This is a genomic window from Nocardia sp. NPDC004068 (genome assembly GCF_042874315.1).
Taxonomy (GTDB): domain Bacteria; phylum Actinomycetota; class Actinomycetes; order Mycobacteriales; family Mycobacteriaceae; genus Nocardia.
The window spans coordinates 505,770-527,264 of record NZ_JBIAMW010000006.1; the positions used below are offsets into that span (position 1 = coordinate 505,770).

At 70.0% G+C, this 21,495-nt stretch carries 20 protein-coding genes; 13 read left to right on the plus strand and 7 right to left on the minus strand.

The annotated features are described in order from the left end of the window. Genes argC through ACFYTQ_RS18590 form a run of 6 tightly spaced genes read left to right on the plus strand, consistent with a single transcriptional unit; the run spans window position 1 to window position 5,767 of the window. Window positions 1-1,056, plus strand: a complete 1,056-nt coding sequence (gene argC, locus ACFYTQ_RS18565) for an N-acetyl-gamma-glutamyl-phosphate reductase (protein WP_387362197.1) — start codon at window positions 1-3, stop codon at window positions 1,054-1,056. Further along, window positions 1,053-2,264: a bifunctional glutamate N-acetyltransferase/amino-acid acetyltransferase ArgJ gene (argJ, locus tag ACFYTQ_RS18570; RefSeq protein WP_387362199.1), complete on the plus strand. Its 1,212-nt coding sequence runs from the start codon at window positions 1,053-1,055 to the stop codon at window positions 2,262-2,264. Before argC ends, argJ begins: the two co-directional genes overlap by 4 nt. Next, on the plus strand, window positions 2,261-3,160 hold the full coding sequence (gene argB / locus ACFYTQ_RS18575; protein ID WP_387362201.1) for an acetylglutamate kinase: 900 nt from the start codon (window positions 2,261-2,263) through the stop codon (window positions 3,158-3,160). Before argJ ends, argB begins: the two co-directional genes overlap by 4 nt. Continuing rightward, window positions 3,157-4,347, plus strand: a complete 1,191-nt coding sequence (locus tag ACFYTQ_RS18580) for an acetylornithine transaminase (RefSeq protein WP_387362203.1) — start codon at window positions 3,157-3,159, stop codon at window positions 4,345-4,347. The genes argB and ACFYTQ_RS18580 overlap by 4 nt, the downstream gene beginning before the upstream one ends. Continuing rightward, window positions 4,344-5,282, plus strand: coding sequence for an ornithine carbamoyltransferase (gene argF, locus ACFYTQ_RS18585; protein WP_387362205.1), 939 nt, complete (start codon window positions 4,344-4,346; stop codon window positions 5,280-5,282). Before ACFYTQ_RS18580 ends, argF begins: the two co-directional genes overlap by 4 nt. After that, window positions 5,279-5,767, plus strand: a complete 489-nt coding sequence (locus tag ACFYTQ_RS18590) for an arginine repressor (protein WP_387362207.1) — start codon at window positions 5,279-5,281, stop codon at window positions 5,765-5,767. The genes argF and ACFYTQ_RS18590 overlap by 4 nt, the downstream gene beginning before the upstream one ends. A 4-nt stretch (window positions 5,768-5,771) precedes the next feature. Here ACFYTQ_RS18590 and ACFYTQ_RS18595 read toward each other — a convergent pair whose 3' ends face one another. Continuing rightward, window positions 5,772-5,924: a hypothetical protein gene (locus ACFYTQ_RS18595; RefSeq protein ID WP_387362209.1), complete on the minus strand. Its 153-nt coding sequence runs from the start codon at window positions 5,922-5,924 to the stop codon at window positions 5,772-5,774. A 178-nt stretch (window positions 5,925-6,102) separates the two neighbouring features. On the opposite strand from ACFYTQ_RS18595, the gene ACFYTQ_RS18600 reads away from it, so the two are divergent. Genes ACFYTQ_RS18600 through argH form a run of 3 tightly spaced genes read left to right on the plus strand, consistent with a single transcriptional unit; the run spans window position 6,103 to window position 9,641 of the window. Then, window positions 6,103-7,305 carry an argininosuccinate synthase gene (locus tag ACFYTQ_RS18600; RefSeq protein ID WP_387362211.1) on the plus strand — a complete coding sequence of 401 codons (1,203 nt, stop codon included), beginning with the start codon at window positions 6,103-6,105 and terminating at the stop codon, window positions 7,303-7,305. A gap of 12 nt (window positions 7,306-7,317) precedes the next feature. Beyond that, entirely contained in the window at window positions 7,318-8,223 is a 906-nt protein-coding gene (locus tag ACFYTQ_RS18605; RefSeq protein WP_387362213.1) for an SAM-dependent methyltransferase, read from the plus strand. Continuing rightward, window positions 8,220-9,641: an argininosuccinate lyase gene (gene argH, locus ACFYTQ_RS18610; protein ID WP_387362215.1), complete on the plus strand. Its 1,422-nt coding sequence runs from the start codon at window positions 8,220-8,222 to the stop codon at window positions 9,639-9,641. The genes ACFYTQ_RS18605 and argH overlap by 4 nt, the downstream gene beginning before the upstream one ends. A gap of 126 nt (window positions 9,642-9,767) precedes the next feature. Here argH and ACFYTQ_RS18615 read toward each other — a convergent pair whose 3' ends face one another. After that, window positions 9,768-10,757 carry a GlxA family transcriptional regulator gene (locus ACFYTQ_RS18615; protein WP_387362217.1) on the minus strand — a complete coding sequence of 330 codons (990 nt, stop codon included), beginning with the start codon at window positions 10,755-10,757 and terminating at the stop codon, window positions 9,768-9,770. An 80-nt stretch (window positions 10,758-10,837) separates the two neighbouring features. On the opposite strand from ACFYTQ_RS18615, the gene ACFYTQ_RS18620 reads away from it, so the two are divergent. Further along, window positions 10,838-11,419: an isochorismatase family protein gene (locus ACFYTQ_RS18620; RefSeq protein WP_387362218.1), complete on the plus strand. Its 582-nt coding sequence runs from the start codon at window positions 10,838-10,840 to the stop codon at window positions 11,417-11,419. A 22-nt stretch (window positions 11,420-11,441) separates the two neighbouring features. Further along, window positions 11,442-11,771, plus strand: a complete 330-nt coding sequence (locus ACFYTQ_RS18625; protein ID WP_387362220.1) for a DMT family transporter — start codon at window positions 11,442-11,444, stop codon at window positions 11,769-11,771. Window positions 11,772-11,783: 12 nt separating this feature from the next. Here ACFYTQ_RS18625 and ilvA read toward each other — a convergent pair whose 3' ends face one another. Beyond that, a complete protein-coding gene (ilvA, locus tag ACFYTQ_RS18630) occupies window positions 11,784-13,004 on the minus strand; it encodes a threonine ammonia-lyase (RefSeq protein ID WP_387362222.1) in 1,221 nt (406 codons plus the stop codon). A gap of 98 nt (window positions 13,005-13,102) precedes the next feature. On the opposite strand from ilvA, the gene ACFYTQ_RS18635 reads away from it, so the two are divergent. Beyond that, window positions 13,103-13,852: a GntR family transcriptional regulator gene (locus ACFYTQ_RS18635; protein WP_387362224.1), complete on the plus strand. Its 750-nt coding sequence runs from the start codon at window positions 13,103-13,105 to the stop codon at window positions 13,850-13,852. Between the two features lie 164 nt (window positions 13,853-14,016). On the opposite strand, the gene idi is transcribed toward ACFYTQ_RS18635, so the two are convergent. From idi to ACFYTQ_RS18655, 4 genes are read right to left on the minus strand one after another with little or no spacing between them, the layout of a single operon-like run. Next, window positions 14,017-14,568, minus strand: a complete 552-nt coding sequence (idi, locus tag ACFYTQ_RS18640; RefSeq protein WP_387362226.1) for an isopentenyl-diphosphate Delta-isomerase — start codon at window positions 14,566-14,568, stop codon at window positions 14,017-14,019. After that, on the minus strand, window positions 14,565-15,437 hold the full coding sequence (locus ACFYTQ_RS18645) for a geranyl diphosphate 2-C-methyltransferase (RefSeq protein WP_387362228.1): 873 nt from the start codon (window positions 15,435-15,437) through the stop codon (window positions 14,565-14,567). Before ACFYTQ_RS18645 ends, idi begins: the two co-directional genes overlap by 4 nt. A gap of 36 nt (window positions 15,438-15,473) precedes the next feature. Continuing rightward, complete coding sequence (locus tag ACFYTQ_RS18650; protein ID WP_387362230.1) at window positions 15,474-16,799, minus strand: family 2 encapsulin nanocompartment cargo protein terpene cyclase; 1,326 nt, start codon at window positions 16,797-16,799, stop codon at window positions 15,474-15,476. An 11-nt stretch (window positions 16,800-16,810) separates the two neighbouring features. Next, window positions 16,811-18,220 carry a family 2B encapsulin nanocompartment shell protein gene (locus ACFYTQ_RS18655; RefSeq protein WP_387362232.1) on the minus strand — a complete coding sequence of 470 codons (1,410 nt, stop codon included), beginning with the start codon at window positions 18,218-18,220 and terminating at the stop codon, window positions 16,811-16,813. 316 nt (window positions 18,221-18,536) lie between these two features. On the opposite strand from ACFYTQ_RS18655, the gene ACFYTQ_RS18660 reads away from it, so the two are divergent. Beyond that, window positions 18,537-21,485, plus strand: coding sequence for an AMP-binding protein (locus ACFYTQ_RS18660; RefSeq protein ID WP_387362233.1), 2,949 nt, complete (start codon window positions 18,537-18,539; stop codon window positions 21,483-21,485). Window positions 21,486-21,495 lie beyond the last annotated feature (10 nt).

Here is a 21,495-nt window from a genome sequence, read left to right on the forward strand (position 1 = left end):
ATGGAGAGCGGGAGTGGGCCTGTCTTACGGGTCGCGGTGGCCGGTGCCAGTGGGTACGCGGGTGGGGAGGTGCTGCGGGTGTTGTTGCAGCATCCGGCGTACCGATCCGGGCGGCTCGAGATCGGGGCGTTGACCGCGGGCTCGAGTGCGGGTACCCCGCTCGGGCAGTCGCAACCGCATTTGCTGCCGCTGGCCGAGCGGGTGTTGGAGGAGACCACTCCGGAGACCCTTTCCGGGCATGACGTGGTGTTCCTCGGGTTGCCGCACGGGCAGCCGGCGGCCATCGCGCGGGAGTTGCCGGAGTCGACGGTGATTCTCGATTGCGGGGCGGACTTCCGGCTGACCGATGGCGCGGCGTGGGAGAAGTACTACAAGAGCCCGCACGCGGGGAGTTGGCCCTACGGGCTGCCGGAACTGCCGGGGGCGCGGGAGCGGTTGCGGGGGGCGACGCGTATCGCGGTGCCGGGGTGTTATCCGACCGTGGCGAGTCTGGCGATGGCCCCGGCGGTGGCGGCGGGGATCGTGGAGCCGCGGGTGAATGTGGTCGCGGTGAGCGGGACATCGGGGGCGGGGCGCAAGCTCGATGTGGGGCTGCTCGGGTCGGAGGTGATGGGGTCGGCCCGCGCCTACAATATCGCGGGCGCGCACCGGCACACGCCGGAGATCATCCAAAACCTCAGTGCCGTCAGCGATTCCGAGGTGAGCGTGGCGTTCACCCCGGTGCTCGCGCCCATGCCGCGCGGCATCCTGGCGACCTGCTCGGCCCCGACGACGGTGGACGCGGCGCAGGCGCGCGCGGTCTACGAGAAAGCCTACGCCGATGAACCTTTCGTGCATCTGCTGCCGGAAGGCGTTCTGCCGCAGACGGGTTCGGTGCTCGGCTCCAATGCCGTCACCCTTCAGGTCGCCGTGGACGCCGACGCCGGACTGCTCGTGGTGATCGGTGCGATCGACAACCTCACCAAGGGCACCGCGGGCGGCGCGGTGCAGTCCATGAACCTGGCGCTCGGATTCGACGAGACCGCCGGACTTTCCACCGTAGGAGTGGCACCGTGACCGACGTCAGCGGCGGGAAACTGGTTCGCAACCAGGGCGTGACCGCACCCCTGGGTTTCCGCGCGGCCGGGATCGCCGCCGGGATCAAGGCCACCGGAAAGCCCGATCTGGCACTGGTTTTCAGTGAGGGGCCGGAGTACTCGGCGGCGGGGGTGTTCACCCGCAACAAGGTCAAGGCCGCGCCCGTGCTGTGGTCGCAGCAGGTGCTGAGCGGCGGGCAGGTGCGCGCGGTGATCCTCAATTCCGGTGGGGCGAACGCGTGTACGGGGCCGGGCGGGTTCCAGGACACCCACGCCACCGCCGAGGAACTGGCGAAGGCGTTGAGCAACTGGGGAACCGAGACCGGCGCCGGTGAGATCGCCGTCTGCTCAACGGGTTTGATCGGCGACCGGCTGCCGATGGACAAACTGCTGCCCGCGGTCACCGAGATCGTGCGCGAGATGGGCGGCGGGCTGTCCGGCGGCACCGACGCCGCGCACGCCATCATGACCACCGACACCGTGCCCAAGGAGGTGGCGTTCCACCACCGCGACAAGTGGAACGTCGGCGGTATGGCCAAGGGCGCGGGCATGCTGGCCCCGTCGCTGGCGACCATGCTCGTGGTGCTCACCACCGACGCGGCCGCCACCCCGGAGCAATTGGACCGGGCGCTGCGCAAGGCCACCGCCCGCACCTTCGACCGCCTCGATGTCGACGGCTCCTGCTCCACCAACGACACCGTGCTGCTGCTGGCCAACGGCGCCAGTTCGGTCGCTCCCACCCAGGACGATCTCGACGCCGCGGTGCTCGCGGTCTGCGACGATCTCGCCGAACAGCTCATGGCCGACGCCGAGGGCGTCACCAAACGGGTGCGGGTCACCGTCACCGGCGCGGTCGGCGAGGACGAGGCGCTCGTCGCGGCCCGCACGGTCGCGCGCGACTCGCTGGTCAAGACCGCGTTCTTCGGCTCGGACCCGAACTGGGGACGGGTGCTGGCCGCGGTCGGCATGGCCCCGATCACCCTGGAGGCGGATCGAATCTCGGTGTCGTTCAACGGAAGTCCGGTCTGCGTGAACGGCACGGGCGCGCCCGGTGCGCGGGAGGTCGATCTGTCCGGGCCCGATATCGAGGTCGTCGTGGATCTGGGCCTGGGCGAGGGCACGGCCACCATCCGAACCACGGACCTGTCGCACGGGTACGTGGAAGAGAACTCGGCCTACAGCTCATGACCGCGTTCGAGCTGTCCGCGCTCGACAAGGCGCGGGTGCTGGCCGACGCGCTGCCGTGGTTGCAGCGCTTCCGCGACAAGATCGTCGTCGTCAAATACGGTGGCAACGCCATGGTCGACGACGAACTCAAACGGGCCTTCGCCGCGGATATGGCGTTCCTGCGCACGGTCGGGGTGCATCCGGTGGTCGTGCACGGCGGCGGGCCGCAGATCTCGGCCATGCTCGCGAAACTCGGTCTGCGCGGGGAGTTCCGGGGCGGGTTCCGGGTCACCACGCCCGAGGTGATGGATGTCGTGCGCATGGTGCTGTTCGGTCAGGTCGGGCGCGAACTGGTGGGCCTGATCAACGCGCACGGACCGTACGCGGTCGGCATCTCCGGTGAGGACGCGCACCTGTTCACCGCCACCCGCCGCAGCGTCGTGGTGGACGGCGAACCGCTCGACATCGGCCTGGTCGGCGACGTCACCACCGTGAATCCCGAAGCGGTGCACGATCTCATCGCCGCGGGCCGCATCCCGGTGGTGTCGACCATCGCGCCCGACGCCGACGGCGTGGTGCACAACATCAACGCCGACACCGCCGCCGCCGCGCTCGCCGAGGGCATCGGCGCGGAGAAACTGGTGGTGCTCACCGATGTCGAGGGCCTGTACACCGAATGGCCCGACCGCAATTCGCTGACCACCCACATCGACGCGGCCGCGCTGGCCGCCCTGCTGCCCTCCCTCGACGCGGGCATGGTGCCCAAGATGGAGGCGTGCCTGCGCGCGGTCGAGGGCGGCGTGCCCTCCGCGCACGTGATCGACGGGCGGGTGCCGCACGCGGTCCTGCTGGAACTGTTCACCGGGGAAGGCATCGGAACGATGGTGACCCCCGCCGAGTCAGGAACCACACCATGAGTACCGAGCAACTACGGCAGCGGTGGTCGGCCGCGCTGATGAACAACTACGGCACCCCGCAGGTGGCGCTCGTGCGCGGCGCGGGCGCGGTGGTCGAGGACGCGGACGGCAAGAGCTACGTCGATCTCCTCGGCGGCATCGCCGTCAACATCCTCGGCCACGCCCACCCGGCGGTCGTCGAGGCGGTCACCCGGCAGCTGGGCACGCTCGGCCACGTGTCGAATCTGTATGCCAGCGAACCGGTCGTGGAACTGGCCGAACGGCTGCTCGCGCACTTCGGCGACGGGCACGGGCGGGCGTTCTTCTGCAACTCCGGCACCGAGGCCAACGAGGCGGCGTTCAAGATCTCGCGGCTCACCGGGCGCACCAAGATCATCGCGTGTGAGGAGGCGTTCCACGGACGCACGATGGGCGCGCTCGCGCTGACCGGACAGCCGTCCAAGCGGGCCCCGTTCGAGCCGATGCCGCCGCAGGTCGTGCACGTGCCCTACGGCGACGCCGACGCGCTGGCCGCGGCGGTGGACGACGAGACGGCCGCGGTGTTCCTCGAACCGATCCTCGGGGAGAGCGGGGTCGTGGTGCCGCCCGCGGACTACCTGGCCCGCGCCCGCGCGCTCACCGCCGAGCACGACGCGCTGCTGATCCTGGACGAGGTGCAGACCGGTATGGGGCGCACCGGGCACTTCTACGCCCATCAGGCCGCGGGGATCGTGCCCGATGTCATCACCCTGGCCAAGGGGCTCGGCGGCGGGCTGCCGATCGGGGCCGTGCTGGCGCAGGGCCGGGCCGCCGACCTGCTCACCCCCGGCCTGCACGGGACCACCTTCGGCGGGAATCCGGTGTGCGCGGCGGCGGCGCTGGCGGTGCTGCGCACCCTCGACGAGGAGGCGTTGCTGCCGCACGTACAGGCGCTGGGCAAGACGCTCGTCGACGGCATCGCCGATCTCGGGCATCCGCTCATCGACCATGTGCGCGGCGCGGGGTTGCTCATCGGAATCCAACTGACACAACAGGTTTCGTCTCGGGTGGAGGCTTCCGCGCGGGCGGCGGGGTACCTGGTGAATCCCGCCAAACCCGATGTCATCCGGCTCGCCCCGCCGCTGATCCTCACCGAGACCCAGGCCGAGAACTTCGTGGCCGATCTACCCGGCATCCTGGATGCCGCGCTGGCGGAGGGAGCCCAGTGACCATTCGGCATTTCCTGCGCGACGACGATCTCTCGCCCGCCGAGCAGCTCGAAGTCCTCACGCTCGCAGCGGAATTGAAGGCGGAGCCGTTCTCGCGCAGGCCCCTCGACGGGCCGCGCGGGGTCGGGGTGATCTTCGAGAAGAACTCCACCCGCACCCGGTTCTCCTTCGAGATGGGCATCGCGCAGCTGGGCGGGCACGCGGTCGTGGTGGACGGGCGCGACACCCAGCTCGGGCGCGAGGAGACCCTCGCCGACACCGGGCGGGTGCTGTCGCGCTACGTCGAGGCGGTGGTGTGGCGGACCTTCGAACAGCGGCGGCTCGACGAGATGGCCTCGGCCGCAACGGTTCCCGTGGTCAACGCGCTGTCCAACGAGTTCCATCCGTGCCAGGTGCTGGCCGATCTCCAGACGTTGCGCGAACGCAAGGGTGAGCTGCGCGGGTTGCGGCTGACCTATCTCGGCGACGGGGCGAACAATATGGCGCATTCGCTGTTGCTGGGCGGGGTGACGGCCGGAATCGACGTGACCGTCGCCGCCCCAACGGGTTTCGTGCCCGAGGAGTGGGTGCTCGAGGCCGCGCGCAAGCGGGCCGCCGAGACCGGGGCGAGCGTGCGGGTGACCGACGATCCGATCGCCGCCGCGGCGGGGGCGGACGCGCTGGTGACCGACTGCTGGACGTCGATGGGGCAGGAGAACGACGGCCGCGACCGCGTCGGCCCGTTCCGGCCGTTCCAGCTCAATGCCGAGCTGCTGGCCCGCGCCGACGCCGATGCCGTTGTGCTGCACTGTCTTCCGGCGCACCGTGGCGAGGAGATCACCGACGAGGTCATCGACGGCCCGCACAGCGCGGTGTGGGACGAGGCCGAGAACCGCCTGCACGCGCAGAAGGCGCTGCTGGTGTGGTTACTGGCCAAGCGAGGGGAGCCGGCGTGAGCGGACCGGTCATCGCCCGGACGCGAGCCGGGCGGCAGCAGCGCATCGTCGAACTGCTGACCGCGCACGCCGTGCGCAGCCAGACCGAACTCGCCGCGCTGCTGGCCGCCGAGGGCATCGAGACCACCCAGGCGACGTTGTCGCGCGATCTGGATGAACTGGGCGCGGTGAAGCTGCGCGCGGCCGACGGGGGTGCGGGGATCTATGTCGTGCCCGAGGACGGGAGTCCCGTGCGGGGGGTCACCGGTGGCACGGCTCGGCTGTCGAAACTGCTCGGGGATCTGCTGGTCTCCACCGATCACAGCGGCAATATCGCCGTGCTGCGCACTCCGCCGGGCGCGGCGCACTTCCTCGCCAGCGCTTTGGACCGCGCGGCGCTGCCCGAGATCGTGGGGACCATCGCGGGTGACGACACGATCGCGGTTATCGCGCGCGAGCCGCTGACGGGAGCCGAGCTAGCGGCGAAGATCGAGGAATTGGCCTGAGGGGTCAGGCCAGGGGGTACTGCCCGGGCGGGTAGGCGCCGCCCGGCCCGGTGCCGACCGCCCCGAGCAGGTCGGCGATGAGTTGCACGACCGACGTGGCCACCCCCAGCACGTCCGAGCCGATCTCCGAGAAGTAGCTGGCCAGACTCGTCATCATGGTCTCAGCGTGGCATATGGTCGGCGCTATCGTGCGGATATCGTCGTGTCCCGCAACGGGATCCGGGACGAATGCGGCAATTGCCACTGGATTGCCTCACCCCGATTATGAATGAGCTTGCATGGTGATGCATAATCATTTGCAGCTTGGCACCACGAACCCTGAGGAGCTCATCGACATGGCCGATCGCGTCGTACTCGCCTATTCCGGCGGGTTGGACACCTCCGTCGCCATCAGCTGGATCGGCAAGGAGACCGGGGCCGAGGTCGTCGCCGTGGCGATCGACCTGGGGCAGGGCGGCGAGGATATGGACGTGGTGCGGCAGCGCGCGCTGGACTGCGGGGCGGTCGAGGCGATCGTGGTGGACGCGCGCGAGGAGTTCGCCGATCAGTACTGCCTGCCGACGATTCAGGCCAACGCGCTGTACATGGGCCGGTATCCGTTGGTGTCGGCCATCAGCCGGCCGCTGATCGTCAAGCATCTCGTGGACGCCGCGGAGTATCACGGCGCGTCGACCGTCGCGCACGGCTGCACCGGCAAGGGCAACGATCAGGTGCGGTTCGAGGTCGGGATCGGGGCGCTCGCACCGGATCTGAACGTCATCGCGCCGGTGCGCGACTACGCGTGGACGCGGGAGAAGGCCATCGCCTTCGCCGAGGAGAACAAGCTCCCGATCACCGTCACCAAGAAGTCGCCGTTCTCCATCGACCAGAACCTGTGGGGTCGGGCCGTCGAGACCGGTTTCCTCGAGGATCTGTGGAACGCGCCGACCAAGGACGTCTACGACTACACCGTGGACCCCACGATCAACTTCGAGGCGCCCGACGAGCTGATCGTCACCTTCGACAAGGGTGTGCCGGTCGCCATCGACGGCCGCCCGGTCAGCGTGTACGAGGCCATCACCGAACTCAATACCCGCGCGGGCCGCCAGGGCGTGGGCCGCCTGGACATGGTCGAGGACCGGCTCGTGGGCATCAAGAGCCGCGAGATCTACGAGGCGCCGGGCGCGATCGCGCTGATCACCGCGCATCAGGAGCTCGAGGCCGTCACCATCGAGCGCGAGCTGGGTCGCTACAAGCGCCAGGTCGAACAGCGGTGGGGCGAGCTGGTTTACGACGGCCTGTGGTTCTCCCCGCTCAAGCGCGCCCTCGACGCGTTCGTGGGCGACACCCAGCAGCACGTCTCCGGCGAGGTGCGGATGGTGCTGCACGGCGGCACCGTCGTGGTCAACGGGCGGCGCAGCGAGGAGTCGCTCTACGACTTCAACCTGGCCACCTACGACGAGGGCGACAGCTTCGACCAGTCGCTTGCCAAGGGCTTCGTGCAGATCCACGGCCTGTCGTCCAAGGTCGCGGCGCGCCGGGATCTCGGCAAGAAGTAGTAGCCTGCGCCCGTGCGCACCGACGACGACAGCTGGGACATCACCGAGAGCGTGGGGGTGACCGCGCTCGGCATCGCGGCACTGCGCGCGGCCGAGACGCGGCGGCCGGACGCGCTGTTCCGCGATCCGTACGCGGAACGGCTCGTCACCGGCGTGGGTGAGGGCGGCTGGCAGGGGATCGTGCGGGGACAGGTGGACTCCGGCGACGACCGGGCCGGGCGGCTCTACCGGACGATCGGCAACTTCGCCATCGCGCGGACCTGTTACTTCGACGCGTACTTCGAAAGCGCTGCGGCACAGGGCATTCGGCAGGTCGTGATCCTGGCGTCGGGGCTGGACGCGCGGGCCTATCGCCTGGCGTGGCCGCCGGGGACGGTGGTGTTCGAGCTGGATCAGCCGAAGGTGCTGGCGTATAAGGCGGCCACGCTCGCGGACATGGCCCCGGCGGCGGAGCGGCGCGAGGTCGCGGTGGATCTGCGGCAGGATTGGCCGGAAGCGTTGCGGCGCAACGGTTTCGACGCGTCCGCGCCGACCGCGTGGCTGGCCGAGGGGCTGTTGCGGTATCTGCCCGCCGCGGCGCAGGACCGGCTGTTCGAGGCGGTGGCGGCGCTGAGTGCGCCCGGTAGTCGGATGGCGCTCAATATCGGACGGGGTGAGCCGGGGAGCGAACAGGCGCGCCGCCAGCGCGCCGAGGCGGTGCAGCAGCTGGATCCGGGGCTGGTGTTGAACTCGCTGTGGTACTCCGACGAGGGTCGCAGCGATCCGCGGGACTGGTTCGCTGCCGCCGGATGGGTTGTGGCACAGGCGGATCCGGTGGCCGTGCTGACCGAGCGCGGCCGCGCGGTGCCCGACGAGGTGGCCGAGGACATGCGCAGACAGATTCTGATGACCGCGATTTCACCGACAGGAGAGCGATGAGCGAGGGCGGCAGCACCAATCAGGGGGCGCTGTGGGGTGGGCGCTTCGCGTCCGGCCCGGCGGCGGCGATGGCGGCGTTGAGCAAGTCGACCCATTTCGATTGGGCGTTGGCCCCCTACGATATTCGCGCCTCCAAGGCGCACGCGCGGGTGCTGCACAAGGCCGGGCTGCTGTCGGAGAGCGATCTCGCCGAGATGCTGGCGGGGCTGGATCGCCTTGCGGCGGATGTGGATTCGGGCGCGTTCGGTCCGGCCGAATCCGATGAGGACGTGCACGGGGCGCTCGAGCGCGGGCTGATCGAACGGGTCGGCGCGGAGCTGGGCGGGCGGTTGCGGGCGGGGCGCTCGCGCAATGATCAGGTGGCGACGCTGTTCCGGATGTGGCTGCGCGACGGGGTGCGACGGGTCGCGGCCGGGGTGTTGGATGTGGTGGACGCGCTGGTCGAGCAGGCGCGGGCGCATCCGGACGCGGTGATGCCCGGCAAGACGCATCTCCAGGCCGCCCAGCCGGTGTTGCTGGCGCATCATCTGCTCGCGCACGCGCATCCGTTGTTGCGGGATGTGGATCGGTTGCGCGACTTCGACAAGCGGGCGGCGGTGTCGCCGTACGGGTCCGGCGCGCTGGCCGGGTCCTCGCTCGGGCTGGATCCGGAGGCGATCGCCGCCGAACTGGATTTCGATGCGGCGGCGGCCAATTCGATCGACGCGACCTCCGCGCGGGACTTCGCCGCCGAGGCCGCGTTCGTGCTGGCGATGATCGCGGTCGACCTGTCGCGGATGGCGGAGGAGGTGATCCTGTGGAGCACACCGGAATTCGGGTACATCACCCTCGCGGACGCCTGGTCCACGGGCTCGTCGATCATGCCGCAGAAGAAGAATCCGGACGTGTCGGAGTTGACCCGGGGTAAGGCGGGGCGGTTGATCGGCAATCTCACCGGGCTGCTCGCGACGCTGAAGGCGCAGCCGTTGGCCTACAACCGGGATCTTCAGGAGGACAAGGAGCCGCTGTTCGATTCGGTGGCTCAGCTGGAATTGTTGTTGCCCGCCATCGCGGGGCTGGTCTCGACGCTGACGTTTCACACCGACCGGATGGCGGAGCTCGCGCCCGCCGGGTTTACGCTTGCCACGGATATCGCGGAATGGCTTGTGCGGCAGGGTGTTCCGTTCCGGGTGGCGCATGAGGCGGCGGGTGCGTGCGTGCGGGCCGCCGAGGGGCGTGGGGTGGGGTTGAACGATCTCACCGATGCCGAATTCGCGGGCATCGATCCGGCGTTGACGCCCGAGGTTCGCTCGGTGCTGACCGTGGAGGGGTCGATCGCTTCCCGTGACGCGCGCGGGGGCACGGCTGGTCCGCAGGTGGTCCGGCAGCTCGAGGAGATCGGCGAGGCGACCGCCGGTGCTCGCGCTTGGTTGCGCTGAGCCCTCTGGATAGCGTGGGCCACCCTCGGGGTACGGCAGTACAGCCGCACCCTTTATTCGGATTCGCACCCCTTGTGTAGCCCTGGAACGGGTGCGGATTCGAATAAAGGGTGCGGCTGGGTTGCGTTAAGGGGTGGTTCGGAAGCGGTGGCGGTAGGCGGTGGGGGTGGTGTTGAGGGTGCGGCGGAAGGCTCGGGTGAGGGTGTCGGGGGTGTGGAAGCCGCAGGTGGTGGCTATGCGGTCGAGGGTGTCGTCGGTGGTTTCGAGGCCGTGGCGGGCCAGTTCGACGCGGGCGGCCTCGACGTAGGCGGCGGGGGTGGTGTCGAGGTCGGTTTTGAAGACTCGGGTGAGTTGGCGCTCGCTGAGGTGGGCTTGGGCGGCGAGGTCGGCGACGGTGAGGGGGGCGGTGATGTTGCGGGAGATGTAGTGGCGCAAGGCTTCTATGCGGCGGGTCGTGGACACGGGGTCGAGTAGGACGCTGAATTGGCTTTGGCCGCTCGGGCGTTTGAGGTACATCACGAGTTGGCGGGCCACGCGCAGGGCCCACTGGTCGCCGAAGTCCTCGGCGATCAGGGCGAGGGTGAGGTCCAGGCAGGCGGTGATGCCCGCGCCCGTCCACACGTGGTCGTCGCGGATGAAGATCGGGTCGGCGTCCACCTCGATCGCGGGATGGTCGGCGGCGAGCTGGCGGGCGGTCGACCAGTGGGTGGTCGCGCGGCGGCCGTCGAGGAGTCCGGCCGCGGCGAGCACGTGCGCGCCGACGCACACCGACGCCACCCGGCGCGCGACGGGGGCCAGCGTCCGGACCCGTTGCACCACAGCGGGTTCGGTGATCGCGCGGACGCGGCGCTCGGCGTCGAGTTCGACCGCGCCGGGCACGAGCAGGGTGTCGATGCGGCGGTCGGCGATATCGGCGAAGGTCACGTCGGGCAGCACCCGGACCCCGGCGGCCGTGGTGACGGGGTCGAGGGATTCGGCGGCGAGGACGACGCGGTAGCCGCTCGGCTCGTCCATCTCGCGGGCCAGCAGGGCGAAGACCTCGGGTGGGCCGGTGACGTCGAGCAGGTCGACGCCCTCGAACAGGACGACGACGATCAACCGTTCGATACCGCTCATCGCTCCTCGCCGTGCCGTGTCCGAATCTGCACCTTACATGACATTTCCGACACGGCCGTCGGGCCATAGCGTCGATCGGTATGAGCACCATGACACTTCGCGAACTCAACGGCCTCGATCGCACCGCGCCCGCGCTGGCCGATTCGACGCTGATCCTGATCGACTACCAGAACACCTACACCCGGGGCGTGCTCGAACTCACCGGGTGGCGGCCCGCGCTCGAGGCCGGGGCCGAGCTGCTGGCGCGCGCTCGCGCGGCCGGGGCGGCGGTCGTGCACGTGATCAACGACGGCGGGCCGGGGACGCTCTACGACGTGCGCGCCGATGTCGGGCGGCCGCATCCGCTGGTCGCGCCGCGCGACGGGGAGGCGGTCGTGGTGAAGTCCGTGCCCGACGGGTTCGTGGGCACCGACCTCGGGGCGCACGTCGATGCCGCGGGTCACGAGAACGTGGTGATCGCGGGTTTCATGACGCACATGTGCGTGAGTTACACCGCGGCCGGGGCGTTCCTGCGCGGCAATCGGCCGACCGTCGTGGCGGACGCGTGCGCGACGCGGCCGGTCGCCGGGGTGGAGGCCGAGACGCTGCATCGGGCCGCGCTCGCCACCGTCGCCGACCTGTACGGCGTTGTCGTGGGGTCGGCCGCCGAGTTGGCCCGGTGACCGGTTTGGCTATTGTGCGGAAATGACCTTCCTGCTGCTGGGCCTGGCCATCGTGTCCGAGGTGACCGCGACGGTGTCGCTGAAGATCTCCGAGGGATTCAGCAAACTCGTGCCGTCGGTGGTGGTGGTGATCGGGTATGTCGCCGCGTTCTTCTTCCTGTCCCAGGCCCTGAAGCGGGGCATGGCGATCGGGGTCGCCTACGGGATCTGGTCGGCCATCGGGGTGGCCGCGGTCGCCGCCATCGGCGCGCTGTTCCTGAACGAGTCCCTGACCGCCGTCCAACTCGGCGGGATCGCGCTGGTGATCCTCGGGGTGCTCGCCCTCGAACTCGGTGGGGCGCATCAATCCTGAAGGGGCGCTTGGTCAATCCTGGACGCGCACAGCGTATCCCGCGTCGGTGAGGGTGGACAGGACGTCGTCTCGGTGGGTGGGGCCGCGGGTTTCGAGGGTGAGGAGGACTTCGACCTCGTCGATGCCGAGCCAGGCGCCGGTGCGGGAGTGGACGACGTCGACGACGCTGGCTCGGGTCGCGCCGACGGTGGCCAGGAGGCGGCCGAGGCTGCCGGGGTGGTCGGAGATGGTGACGCGGACGGCGAGGTAGCGGCCGGCGGCGCTGAGGCCGTGGCCGATGAGGCGGGTCAGGAGGAGGGGGTCCACGTTGCCGCCGGACAGGACCGCGCAGACCGGGCCCGTGAGGTCGAGTTCGGCGGGGTCGAGGGACATGAGGGCGGCGACGGCGGCGGCGCCCGCTGGTTCGACGATGAGTTTGGCGCGTTCCATGCACAGCAGCAGGGCGCCGGACAGGGCGTCCTCGTCGACGGTGACGATCGTGGGGGCGTACTCGGTGACGTGCGCGAACGGGACCACGCCGGGTAGGCCGACCGCGATGCCGTCGGCCATGGTCGACATGCGTTCCAGCGCAACGGGTTCGCCCGCCGCCAGGGAGGCGGGCCAGGCCGCGGCGCGGGCGGCCTGCACGCCGACCACCCGGACGCCGGGGGCGAGGTGACGCAGGGCGATCGCGATGCCCGCCAGCAGGCCGCCCCCGCCGGTGGGCACCAGGACCGTGCCGACGTCGGGAAACTGATCCAGCAGTTCCAGGGCGACGGTCGCCTGCCCGGCCACGATATCGGCGTGGTCGAACGGGTGGATGAGCGTGGCGCCGGTCTGATCGGCGAATTCCCGTGCGGCCATGAGGGATCGATCGATGGTCTCGCCGACCTGGTGGACGGTCGCGCCGTAGGCCCGGGTGGCGACGAGTTTGGGTAGGGACGCGCCCTCGGGCATGAACACCGTGGCGTCGATGCCGAGGGTCGTCGCCGACCAGGCCACGCCCTGGGCGTGATTGCCCGCGCTGGCCGCGACCACCCCGCGCGCCCGCTCGGGGGCGGGCAGATTCGCGATTCGGTTGTAGGCCCCGCGCGGTTTGAACGATCCGGTGCGTTGCAGGTTCTCGCACTTGAGCCGCACCTCGTGCCCGGTCCGCTCGGACAGCACCCGGGAGGCGACCACCGGGGTGCGCCGAATGACCGGCGCCAGCAGCTTCGCCGCCGCTTCGATGCGCTCCACTCCGATCAGCTCCATAGGGGGTCATGCTGCCAGACGGAACTGGTGCCTTCGTGTTGCCTGATCGTCACATCCGCGAACATCGGCGCAAACATCGGGGTTCTACCTTTGGGTTCATGCCCCCACGACGACGATCGGCGCTGTTGGCGAAACTGGTGGTCGATGAGCCTGGTCGGCCGCAGATCATTCTCGGTGAGTTGCGCCGGGTGATCTTGGATGGGGCGGTGCCGCCGGGGACGGCGATTCCGTTGCGGGAGATCGCGGAGTTGTTCGATGTCAGTCATATTCCGGTGCGGGAGGCGTTGAAGACGCTGATCGGGGAGGGGCTGGTGGCGCATCAGCCGAACGCGGGATATGCGGTGGCACAACTGACCTCGGCGGAGCTGCGCGAAATGTATGTGGCGCGGGAGGCTTTGGAGGAGGCTGCGTTGGCGGCGGCGGCCGCGTGCGCGACCGCGGCGGACCGCGACGCGCTGCGGGAGGTGAACGCGCTGCTGGAGCAGGCGATTCGGGACGATGATCCGGCCGCCTATCATCGGCGCTCGCGGGAGTTCCATCTCGCGCTGACCCGGCCCTCGCGCATGTTCCGGCTGCTGCACATGCTCGAATCCGCTTGGAACGTCACCGAACCCGTGCAGTCGATGGTGCATGTGACCCGCGCCGATCGGGTGCGGCTGCACACCGATCACGCGCTGTTGCTGGACGCGTTCCTGGCCCGCGATGTGGATCGGCTGCTCGCGGTCGCGCGGCGGCACCACCGCCGCCTCGAAACCGTGATCGCCACGCTCCCAACGGATCTGGGCCTGCTCGCGCAGCCCGGCGAGATGTCGGTCGCGCCCGGGGTCAGGCGTTCGAGTGGTCGATGATCATGGGACCCCGCCGGGTCAGGGGTGTGGATCTCGGCTTGGGCGTTCGACCGTTCGATGACCATGAGCACCCGGCCGAGTCGGGGGGTGTAGGTCTCGGGTCAGGCGTTCGACCGTTCGATGACCATGAGCACCCGGCCGAGTCGGGGGGTGTAGGTCTCGGGTCAGGCGTTCGAGCGGTCGATGACCATGAGCACCCCGCCGAGCCACGGGGTGTAGATCTCGGGTCGGGTGTCGAGGGCGTCGGTGAGGGTTTCCGGGCGCACCCAGGCGTAGTCGGCGATCTCGGCCGGATCGGGGCGGGGCGGTTCGCCGTCGAAGCGGCCAATCAGGACGTGGTCGAACTCGAATTCGACGCGGCCGGTGGTGGGGTCGTCGGCGTGGTAGCGGAAGGTGCCGATCTCGTGGACGGCGGCGTCGATGCCCAGCTCCTCGTGCAGGCGTTTGACCGCGGCCTCGGCGACCGATTCGCCGGGGGCGGGGTGGCCGCAGCAGGTGTTGGCCCAGCGCAGGGCGAAGCGGGTCTTGGTGGCGGCCCGCTGTTGCAGCAGGACGCGGCCCGACTCGTCGAACAGCAGCACCGAGAACGCTCGGTGCAGGCGGCCGGGGGCGGCGTGGGCGGCGGCGACCGGGCACGCGCCGGTCGCGCGGCCCTGCTCGTCCACGAGCTCGACGAGCAGGGCCTCGCGATCGGTCGTCTCGGCGGTGGAGGTCACCGTCCCACCTTATCCGCGGCGATCAGCAGGTATTGAAAACTCCCCTCGCGATAGGCGGTGAGGAACGGCTTCTCCACGCCCGTGGCCAGCTCGGAGTGCGTGCGCAGATCCCAGTAGGGGATGGTGGCCGCGGTGAGATCGACCACGTTCACCGGTACCAGGTTGTTGGCCGCCAGCGCCCGGAAGTACTCGCCGCGCGGGTGGATCATGCAGCCGTAGTGGGCGTCGATCCAGCTCACCGCCGCCGAGCGGCCGCCGGTGACGTCGTTGGAACAGCCGGTGATGCACACGTAGCGCCCGCCGGGCCGCAGCAGCCGCGCGAATTCGGCGAACAGATCCGTCAGATCCACGTACATGGTGGTCTCGTTGGTCCAGATGCCGCGCATCACCGCGGAGTCGAAACCGGTGTCGACCATATTGCGCAGATGGAACCGCACCCGGTCGGACACCCCGCGCGCGGCGGCCTGCTCGTTGGCGAAGCCGACCTGGTATTCGGAGATGGTGACCCCGTCGACCTGGCAGCCGAACCGCTGATTGGCCATGAAACTGGTGCCGCCGCGCCCGGATCCGGCGTCCATCAGCCGATCATCGGGCCGCACATCGCCGAGGTGGTCGAGCAGCAGATCGGCCTGCGCGGTCTCGAGCCGGTGCAGTTCGCGCACGAGGCGCTCCTGCCGGGTGTCCTCGGGGCCCTCGAGCACGGACAGATCGGGTTCGCCGATGCCGTAGTGGTGGTGGTAGAGGCCGTCGACCTCACCGAGTTTGGTGTTCACGCGGTCGTCGTTGGGATTGTTGTTCCAGTATTCGGCGACCGACCGCTGATACGGGGTGAGCGGGACCGGGCCGGCCTGGGGTTCGAGCATGGTCATGGCGGAACATCCTCTCGATGGGTACAACGCTGGCGCTCAATCGATGTCGTGATAGCGGCGGCTGTCGGCGTGCCAGGCGCGGTTGCCGCCCATCCACGCCCACAGCCCGGTGAGGAAGCGATGCAGCGGCGGGGACGCGGTCGCCGCGAGCGCCCGCGCCTCGGTCTCGAAGCGGTGCGCGAGTTCGTCGTGCACCTCGGCGGTGCGCTGCACCGCCTCCTGCCGGGAACAGCCCTCCTCGGCGGCGAGGACCGTGGGCAGGTTGAACTCCCGCCCGTTCGAAAGATCCTCGCGCGCCATCGAATACAGGTCGTTGACCATCTGCGCGGCCAGCGCCGCGGTGGTGGTCACCCGGCGCACGGCCGGATGACTGTATTCGGCGGGATCGAGCTCGTACCCGCCCACGGCGTCGATCGGCGCCATACAGGGCAGGAAGCTGTGCGGCTGCCGGTTGGTCAGGTACTCCCACACCGGCGGCATCCGGTGCGCCCCACGCCAGCCGGCCTCCGCGCCGAGCGCGATGAACCAGCCCGCGATCTCGGTGCGCAGGCGGGCCAGCTGCGCCGGGCTCGCGTAGCGGGCCAGATGTTCGAACGAGGTGCGGAAGGCCCGCAGGATCGGGTCGGCCTCGAGCGCGCGGTCCAGCTGCGCCTGATAGCCGCGCGGCAGGGCCACCGGATCGAGGGCGGCCATGGCCAATTCGAGCCGGGGCCCGAGTTCGGCCTCCGCGCTGGAGGGGGTGCCGTCCGGCGCGCGGTCGTCGGCGTCCTCCTCGCAGTAGTAGTCGTCGACCGACCACTCCGACACCGCGCATTTGGCCGCGGCCAGCAGCGGATCCGGATCGTCGCAGTCGGGATGGCAGAGCATGACCAGCCGCCCGAAGTCGGCGCGGTGCAGCTCGTCCATCTTGCCCTCGTACAGCCCGATCGACTCCGCCCAGGCGAGGATGCCCGCGTTGACCGCCTCGGCCAGCGCCGGATCGTCGCGGACCGGCGGCGGGCAGTAGAGCGGGGGGATCGCGCGTCGCCCGGGCGCGGCCGGGCGGACCACCCCGGCCGTGGTGCCGATTCCGGTGGGCCCCAACGGTATTCGGGGCGCCGCCCGGTCCGGCGACGGGATCCGCGCGGGAGCGCGCGGCGGGGACAGCAGACCCGACGCGCCCACCCCGGACGGACCGAGCAGCCGACGCGGCGCGCCGCCGGCCAGCATGGCCGCGAGGGCGGGGGAAAGCGCCTCGCCCCCATCGGAATTCGGCAGCAGCACCGCGGGCGGCGCGTGCTCGAGATCGGTCAGCAGCGCGGTCACCGTCGCGGCCACCTCGTGGGTGGCGGGCGGCGCCGCGATGCGCGACAACACCGACACGGTCGCTCACCTCACTCGGCCGCGTGGCGGGCGACCAGGACGTTGTCGAGAATGCCCAGCGCGTCGGGCACCAGCACCGCGGCCGAGTAGTAGCAGCTGATCAGGTAGGAGATGATCGACTGGTCGTCGATGCCCTTGAACCGTACGTTCAGGCTCGGGGCGTATTCGTCGGGGATGCCGGTCTGGTGCAGCCCGATCACGCCCTGCTCCTTCTCGCCGGTGCGCAGGGCGAGGATCGAGGTGGTCTGGGCCTCGCTGACCGGGATCTTGCCGCACGGGAAGATCGGCACCCCGCGCCAGGCCGGGACGCGGTGGCCGTCGACCTCCACCGGATCGGGGTAGAGCCCGCGCTTGTTGCATTCGCGGCCGAACGCGGCGATCGCCTTGGGGTGGGCCAGGAACAGTTTGGTGCTGCGCCGCATGGACAGCAGTTCGTCCATGTCGTCGGGGGTGGGCCCGCCGGACTCGCTGTAGATGCGCTGCTTGAGATCGCAGTTGTGCAGCAGGCCGAAGTCGGGATTGTTGACCAGGTCGTTCTCGCGGCGTTCGTACAGCGCCTCGATGGTCAGGCGCAGTTGCTGCTCGATCTGATTGTGCGGCTCGTTGAACAGATCCGCGACGCGGGTGTGCACGCGCAGCACGGTCTGGGCGAGGCTGAGCTCGTATTCGCGCGGGGAGGCGTCGTAGTCGACGAAGGTGCCCTCGAGCAGGGGTTCGCCGGAGTGCCCGGAGGCGATCTCGATATTCGCCTCGCCGTGCTTGTTCTGCGGGCGTTGCGATCGCGCCGACACCCGCGACAATTGCTCGCGCAATGCGGGCGCCTCGTCGGCGATGCGCTCGAAATCCGCGCGCGCCAATGTGAGCACGGTCGTGGGGGTGAGCGTTTTCACCGTGGCGGGCCAGATCGCGTCGTTGTCCAGCAGCATGGAATCGCCGAAATAATCGCCGTCGGAGAGAATGCCCAGCCGGGTCACCTCGCCGAATTTACCGGTGCCCATCTTGCTGAGTTTTCCGTGCACGACCAGAATGATCTGATCCATCGGATTGCCGAATTCGGCGACGACCGTATCGGGATCGAGATCGCTTTGTTCGAAACGGCGGGCGAGGGCGGCCAGCACCTCCTCGTCCTCGAATTCCCGCAGGGCGGCCATTTCCCGCAGTTCCTCCGGGATGACGGTGGCGCGCGGGCCGTCGACGTCGAATTCGATCTCGCCGTTGCCCAGCGTGTGGGTCAGGCGGCGGTTGACCCGGTAGACGCCGCCGTGCACCTGGACCCAGGGCAGCGCGCGGGTCAGCCAGCGCGAGGAGATGCCCTGCATCTGCGGTTCGGATTTGGTGGAGTGCGCCAGCACTTGGGCGGCGCCCGTCGACAGACTCTTGCGTGCGTGATTCTCGGTTTCGATCGGCAATTCGATGGTCATGCCTCAGTCCTCACATCGAGGTGGCCGTCCGGCGGCACCGAACGGTTACTTGCAGGGCGAGCAGGCAGGCGGAGACACACCTGCGAAGTAGGTGGCGCGAACGAATATTTATGTGCGACAGCGCGTTCCGGAGCAGTGTGACATCGCGATCCGGCCCCTCGATGGTAGGACGCCAGCGGTCCGGTTCGCGGCGAAATCGCTCGAACGGCCGCGAATTTCATTGGGCGGTAACGAAACGGCAAGGCGCCTCGATTTCCAGACCGACCGGTAGCCGATCGGGGTCCGGGGCTGGGTGGGTACGGATAGGCTGGGAGCCATGGTGAGATTGACGCGGAGGTCGGTCGTCGAGTCGGTGCAGCGGTTGATGGCCACCGCGCAGAACGGGCTCGAGGTGATCCGCTTCGGCGGGCTGACCCACGACGTCGAGTCGTCGCCGTACGAGGTGACCGAGCGCAAGCGCATGTACCGGCTGCGGCACTACTTCCCCGACGACACCACCCCGGGCCGCCCGGTCGCGGTGCTCGTCCCCCCGCTCATGGTCAACGCCGACGTCTACGACGTGAACGTCGAGGGCGGCGCGGTCGGCATCCTGCACCGCGCCGGAATCGATTGCTGGGTGGTCGATTTCGGCTCGCCCGCCACCGAGGAGGGCGGCTGGAAGCGCGACCTGGCCGACCACGTGCTGGCGCTGTCCAGCGCGATCGACACCGTCAACGAGCTGACCGGGCACAACGTGCACCTGATGGGCTACTCGCAGGGCGGCATGTTCACCTATCAGACCGCCGCCTACCGCTACGGCAAGGGCGTGGAGAGCATCGTCACCTTCGGCAGCCCCGTCGACGTGGTGGCCGGGCTGCCGTTCGGCCTGCCCTACGGTCTCGTCTCCGAGGTCGCCGATTTCGTCGCCGACCACGTGCTGACCCGGTTGCCGATCACCGACGCCATGGTCCGGGTCGGCTTCCAGATGCTGGACCCGGTCAAGACCGCCAAGGCCCGGCTGGACTTCCTGCGCCAGCTGCACGACCGCGAGGCGCTGCTGCCCAAGGAGCGGCAGCGGCGTTTCCTCGAGCGCGAGGGCTGGGTCGGGTACGCCGGTCCCGCCGCCGCCGACCTGCTCAAGCAGTTCGTGGTGCACAACCGGATGATGTTGGGCGGGTTCGTGATTCGCGACCATCCGGTGTCGCTGGCGGAACTGAGGTGCCCGATCCTGGCGTTCGTCGGGGAGGTCGACGACATCGGCCAGCCCGCCGCCGTGCGCGGCATCCTGCGCGCCGCGCCGCACGCCGACGTCTACGAGGCCACGCTGGTGGCCGGGCACTTCGGCCTGGTCGCCGGGTCCACCGCCACGAACCACACCTGGCCGCTGGTGCGCGACTGGGTGAAGTGGCTCGACGGCACCGGCGAGCTGCCCGAGCAGATCGCCCCGATGACCGAGCACGAACCGGCCAACCCGCAGCGCACCGCCGCCACCCGCGTGGTGCACACCGCGGCCTCGCTGGCCGAGACCGGCGCCGGACTCGGCTCGGCGCTCGGCGGCATCGCCGGCAACGCGGTGCGCGGCTCGCTGGAACTCGGCGGCGAGGCGGCGCGGGCGCTGCCGCGCCTGACCCGGTTGGGCATGATCCAGCCGCACACGCGAATCTCGTTGGGGCGCTTGCTGTCCGAACAGGCCCGCCGCGCGCCGCTGCGCGACCTGTTCCTGTTCGACGACCGGGTGCACACCAACGCCGCGGTGAACCGGCGCATCGACAACGTGGTGCGCGGGCTGGTGTCGGCGGGGGTGCGGCCCGCCGCGCGGATCGGCGTGCTCATGGAGACCCGCCCGAGCGCGCTGGCCGCGGTCGCGGCGCTGTCGCGGCTCGGTGCGGTCGCGGTGCTGCTGCCGCCCGGCGGCGAACTGGACCGCGCGGTGGAGTTGACCGGGGCGAGCACGATCATCGCCGATCCGGAGAATTTGCGCGACGCGTGCGCCACGGGCGCGCGGGTGCTGGTGCTCGGCGGCGGCGACACGCGCGAACTGGATGTGCCGCTGGACGGGGACGTGCTCGACCTCGAGCAGATCGATCCGTCGAAGGTGGTGCTGCCCGGCTGGTTCCGGCCCGATCCCGGGCTCGCGCGGGAGCTGGCGTTCGTGCTGGTGACCGGCACCGGCGACAAGCTGGAGACCAAGTACATCACCAACCACCGCTGGGCGCTGTCGGCGTTCGGCACCGCCACCTCGGCCGATCTGGACCGCCGCGACACCGTGTACTGCCTGGCGCCGCTGCATCATTCGTCGGGGCTGCTGGTGAGCCTGGGCGGCGCGGTCGCGGGCGGCAGCCGGATCGCGCTGGCCCGCTCGCTGGATCCGGCCCGCTTCGCCGAGGAGGTGCACCGCTACGGGGTCACCGTGGTGACCTACACGTGGACGATGATGCGCGACATCCTCGACGCCGATCCGTTCCCGGACGGGCATTCGCATCCGATCCGGTTGTTCATCGGGTCGGGCATGCCCGCCGGGCTGTGGCGGCGCACCCTCGAAAGGTTCGCGCCCGCAAAGGTTCTGGAGTTCTACGCCTCCATCGAGGGCGATGTGGTGCTGGCGAACGTGGCGGGGGTGAAGATCGGCTGCAAGGGCCGTCCGGTGCCGGGCACCGCGCGGGTGGAACTCATCTCCTACGATCCGCACAGCGGCCGGATCGTCACCGACGCACAGGGTTTCGCGCGCCGCGCCGCCGACAACGAGGTGGGGCTGCTGATCGGCAAGGCGGGCGAGACGGTCGACATCTCCCAGGGCGGTCTGCGCGGGGTGTTCACCCCCGGCGACTCCTGGATGCCGACGGAGAACCTGTTCCGCCGCGACGGCGACGGCGACTACTGGCTGATGGACCGCCGCGACAGCGTGGTGCTCACCGACCGCGGCCCGGTGTACAACCAGCCGATCGTGGACGCGCTCAACGACATCACCGCGGTCGACACCGAGGTGGCCTTCGCCCTGCACGCCGCGGGCCGCACGCTGCCGGTCGCCGCGATCAGCGTCCGCGCGGGACACGAGCTGCGGCCCAAGGACGTCAGCGAATGCCTGCGCACGCTGGAGTCGAGCCAGCGGCCGGACCTGATCTTCGTCGTCGACGAGATCCCGCGCAGTTCCACCTACCGGCCCTCCACCCGCGCGGTGCAGGCGGCGGTGCGGCTGGAGCCGGACGAGAACACCTGGTGGTACAACCGCGACACCGAGACCTACGAGGTCCTCACCCGCGAGGCGCTCGACGCGCTGCTGGACTGAGCGCCCGGAC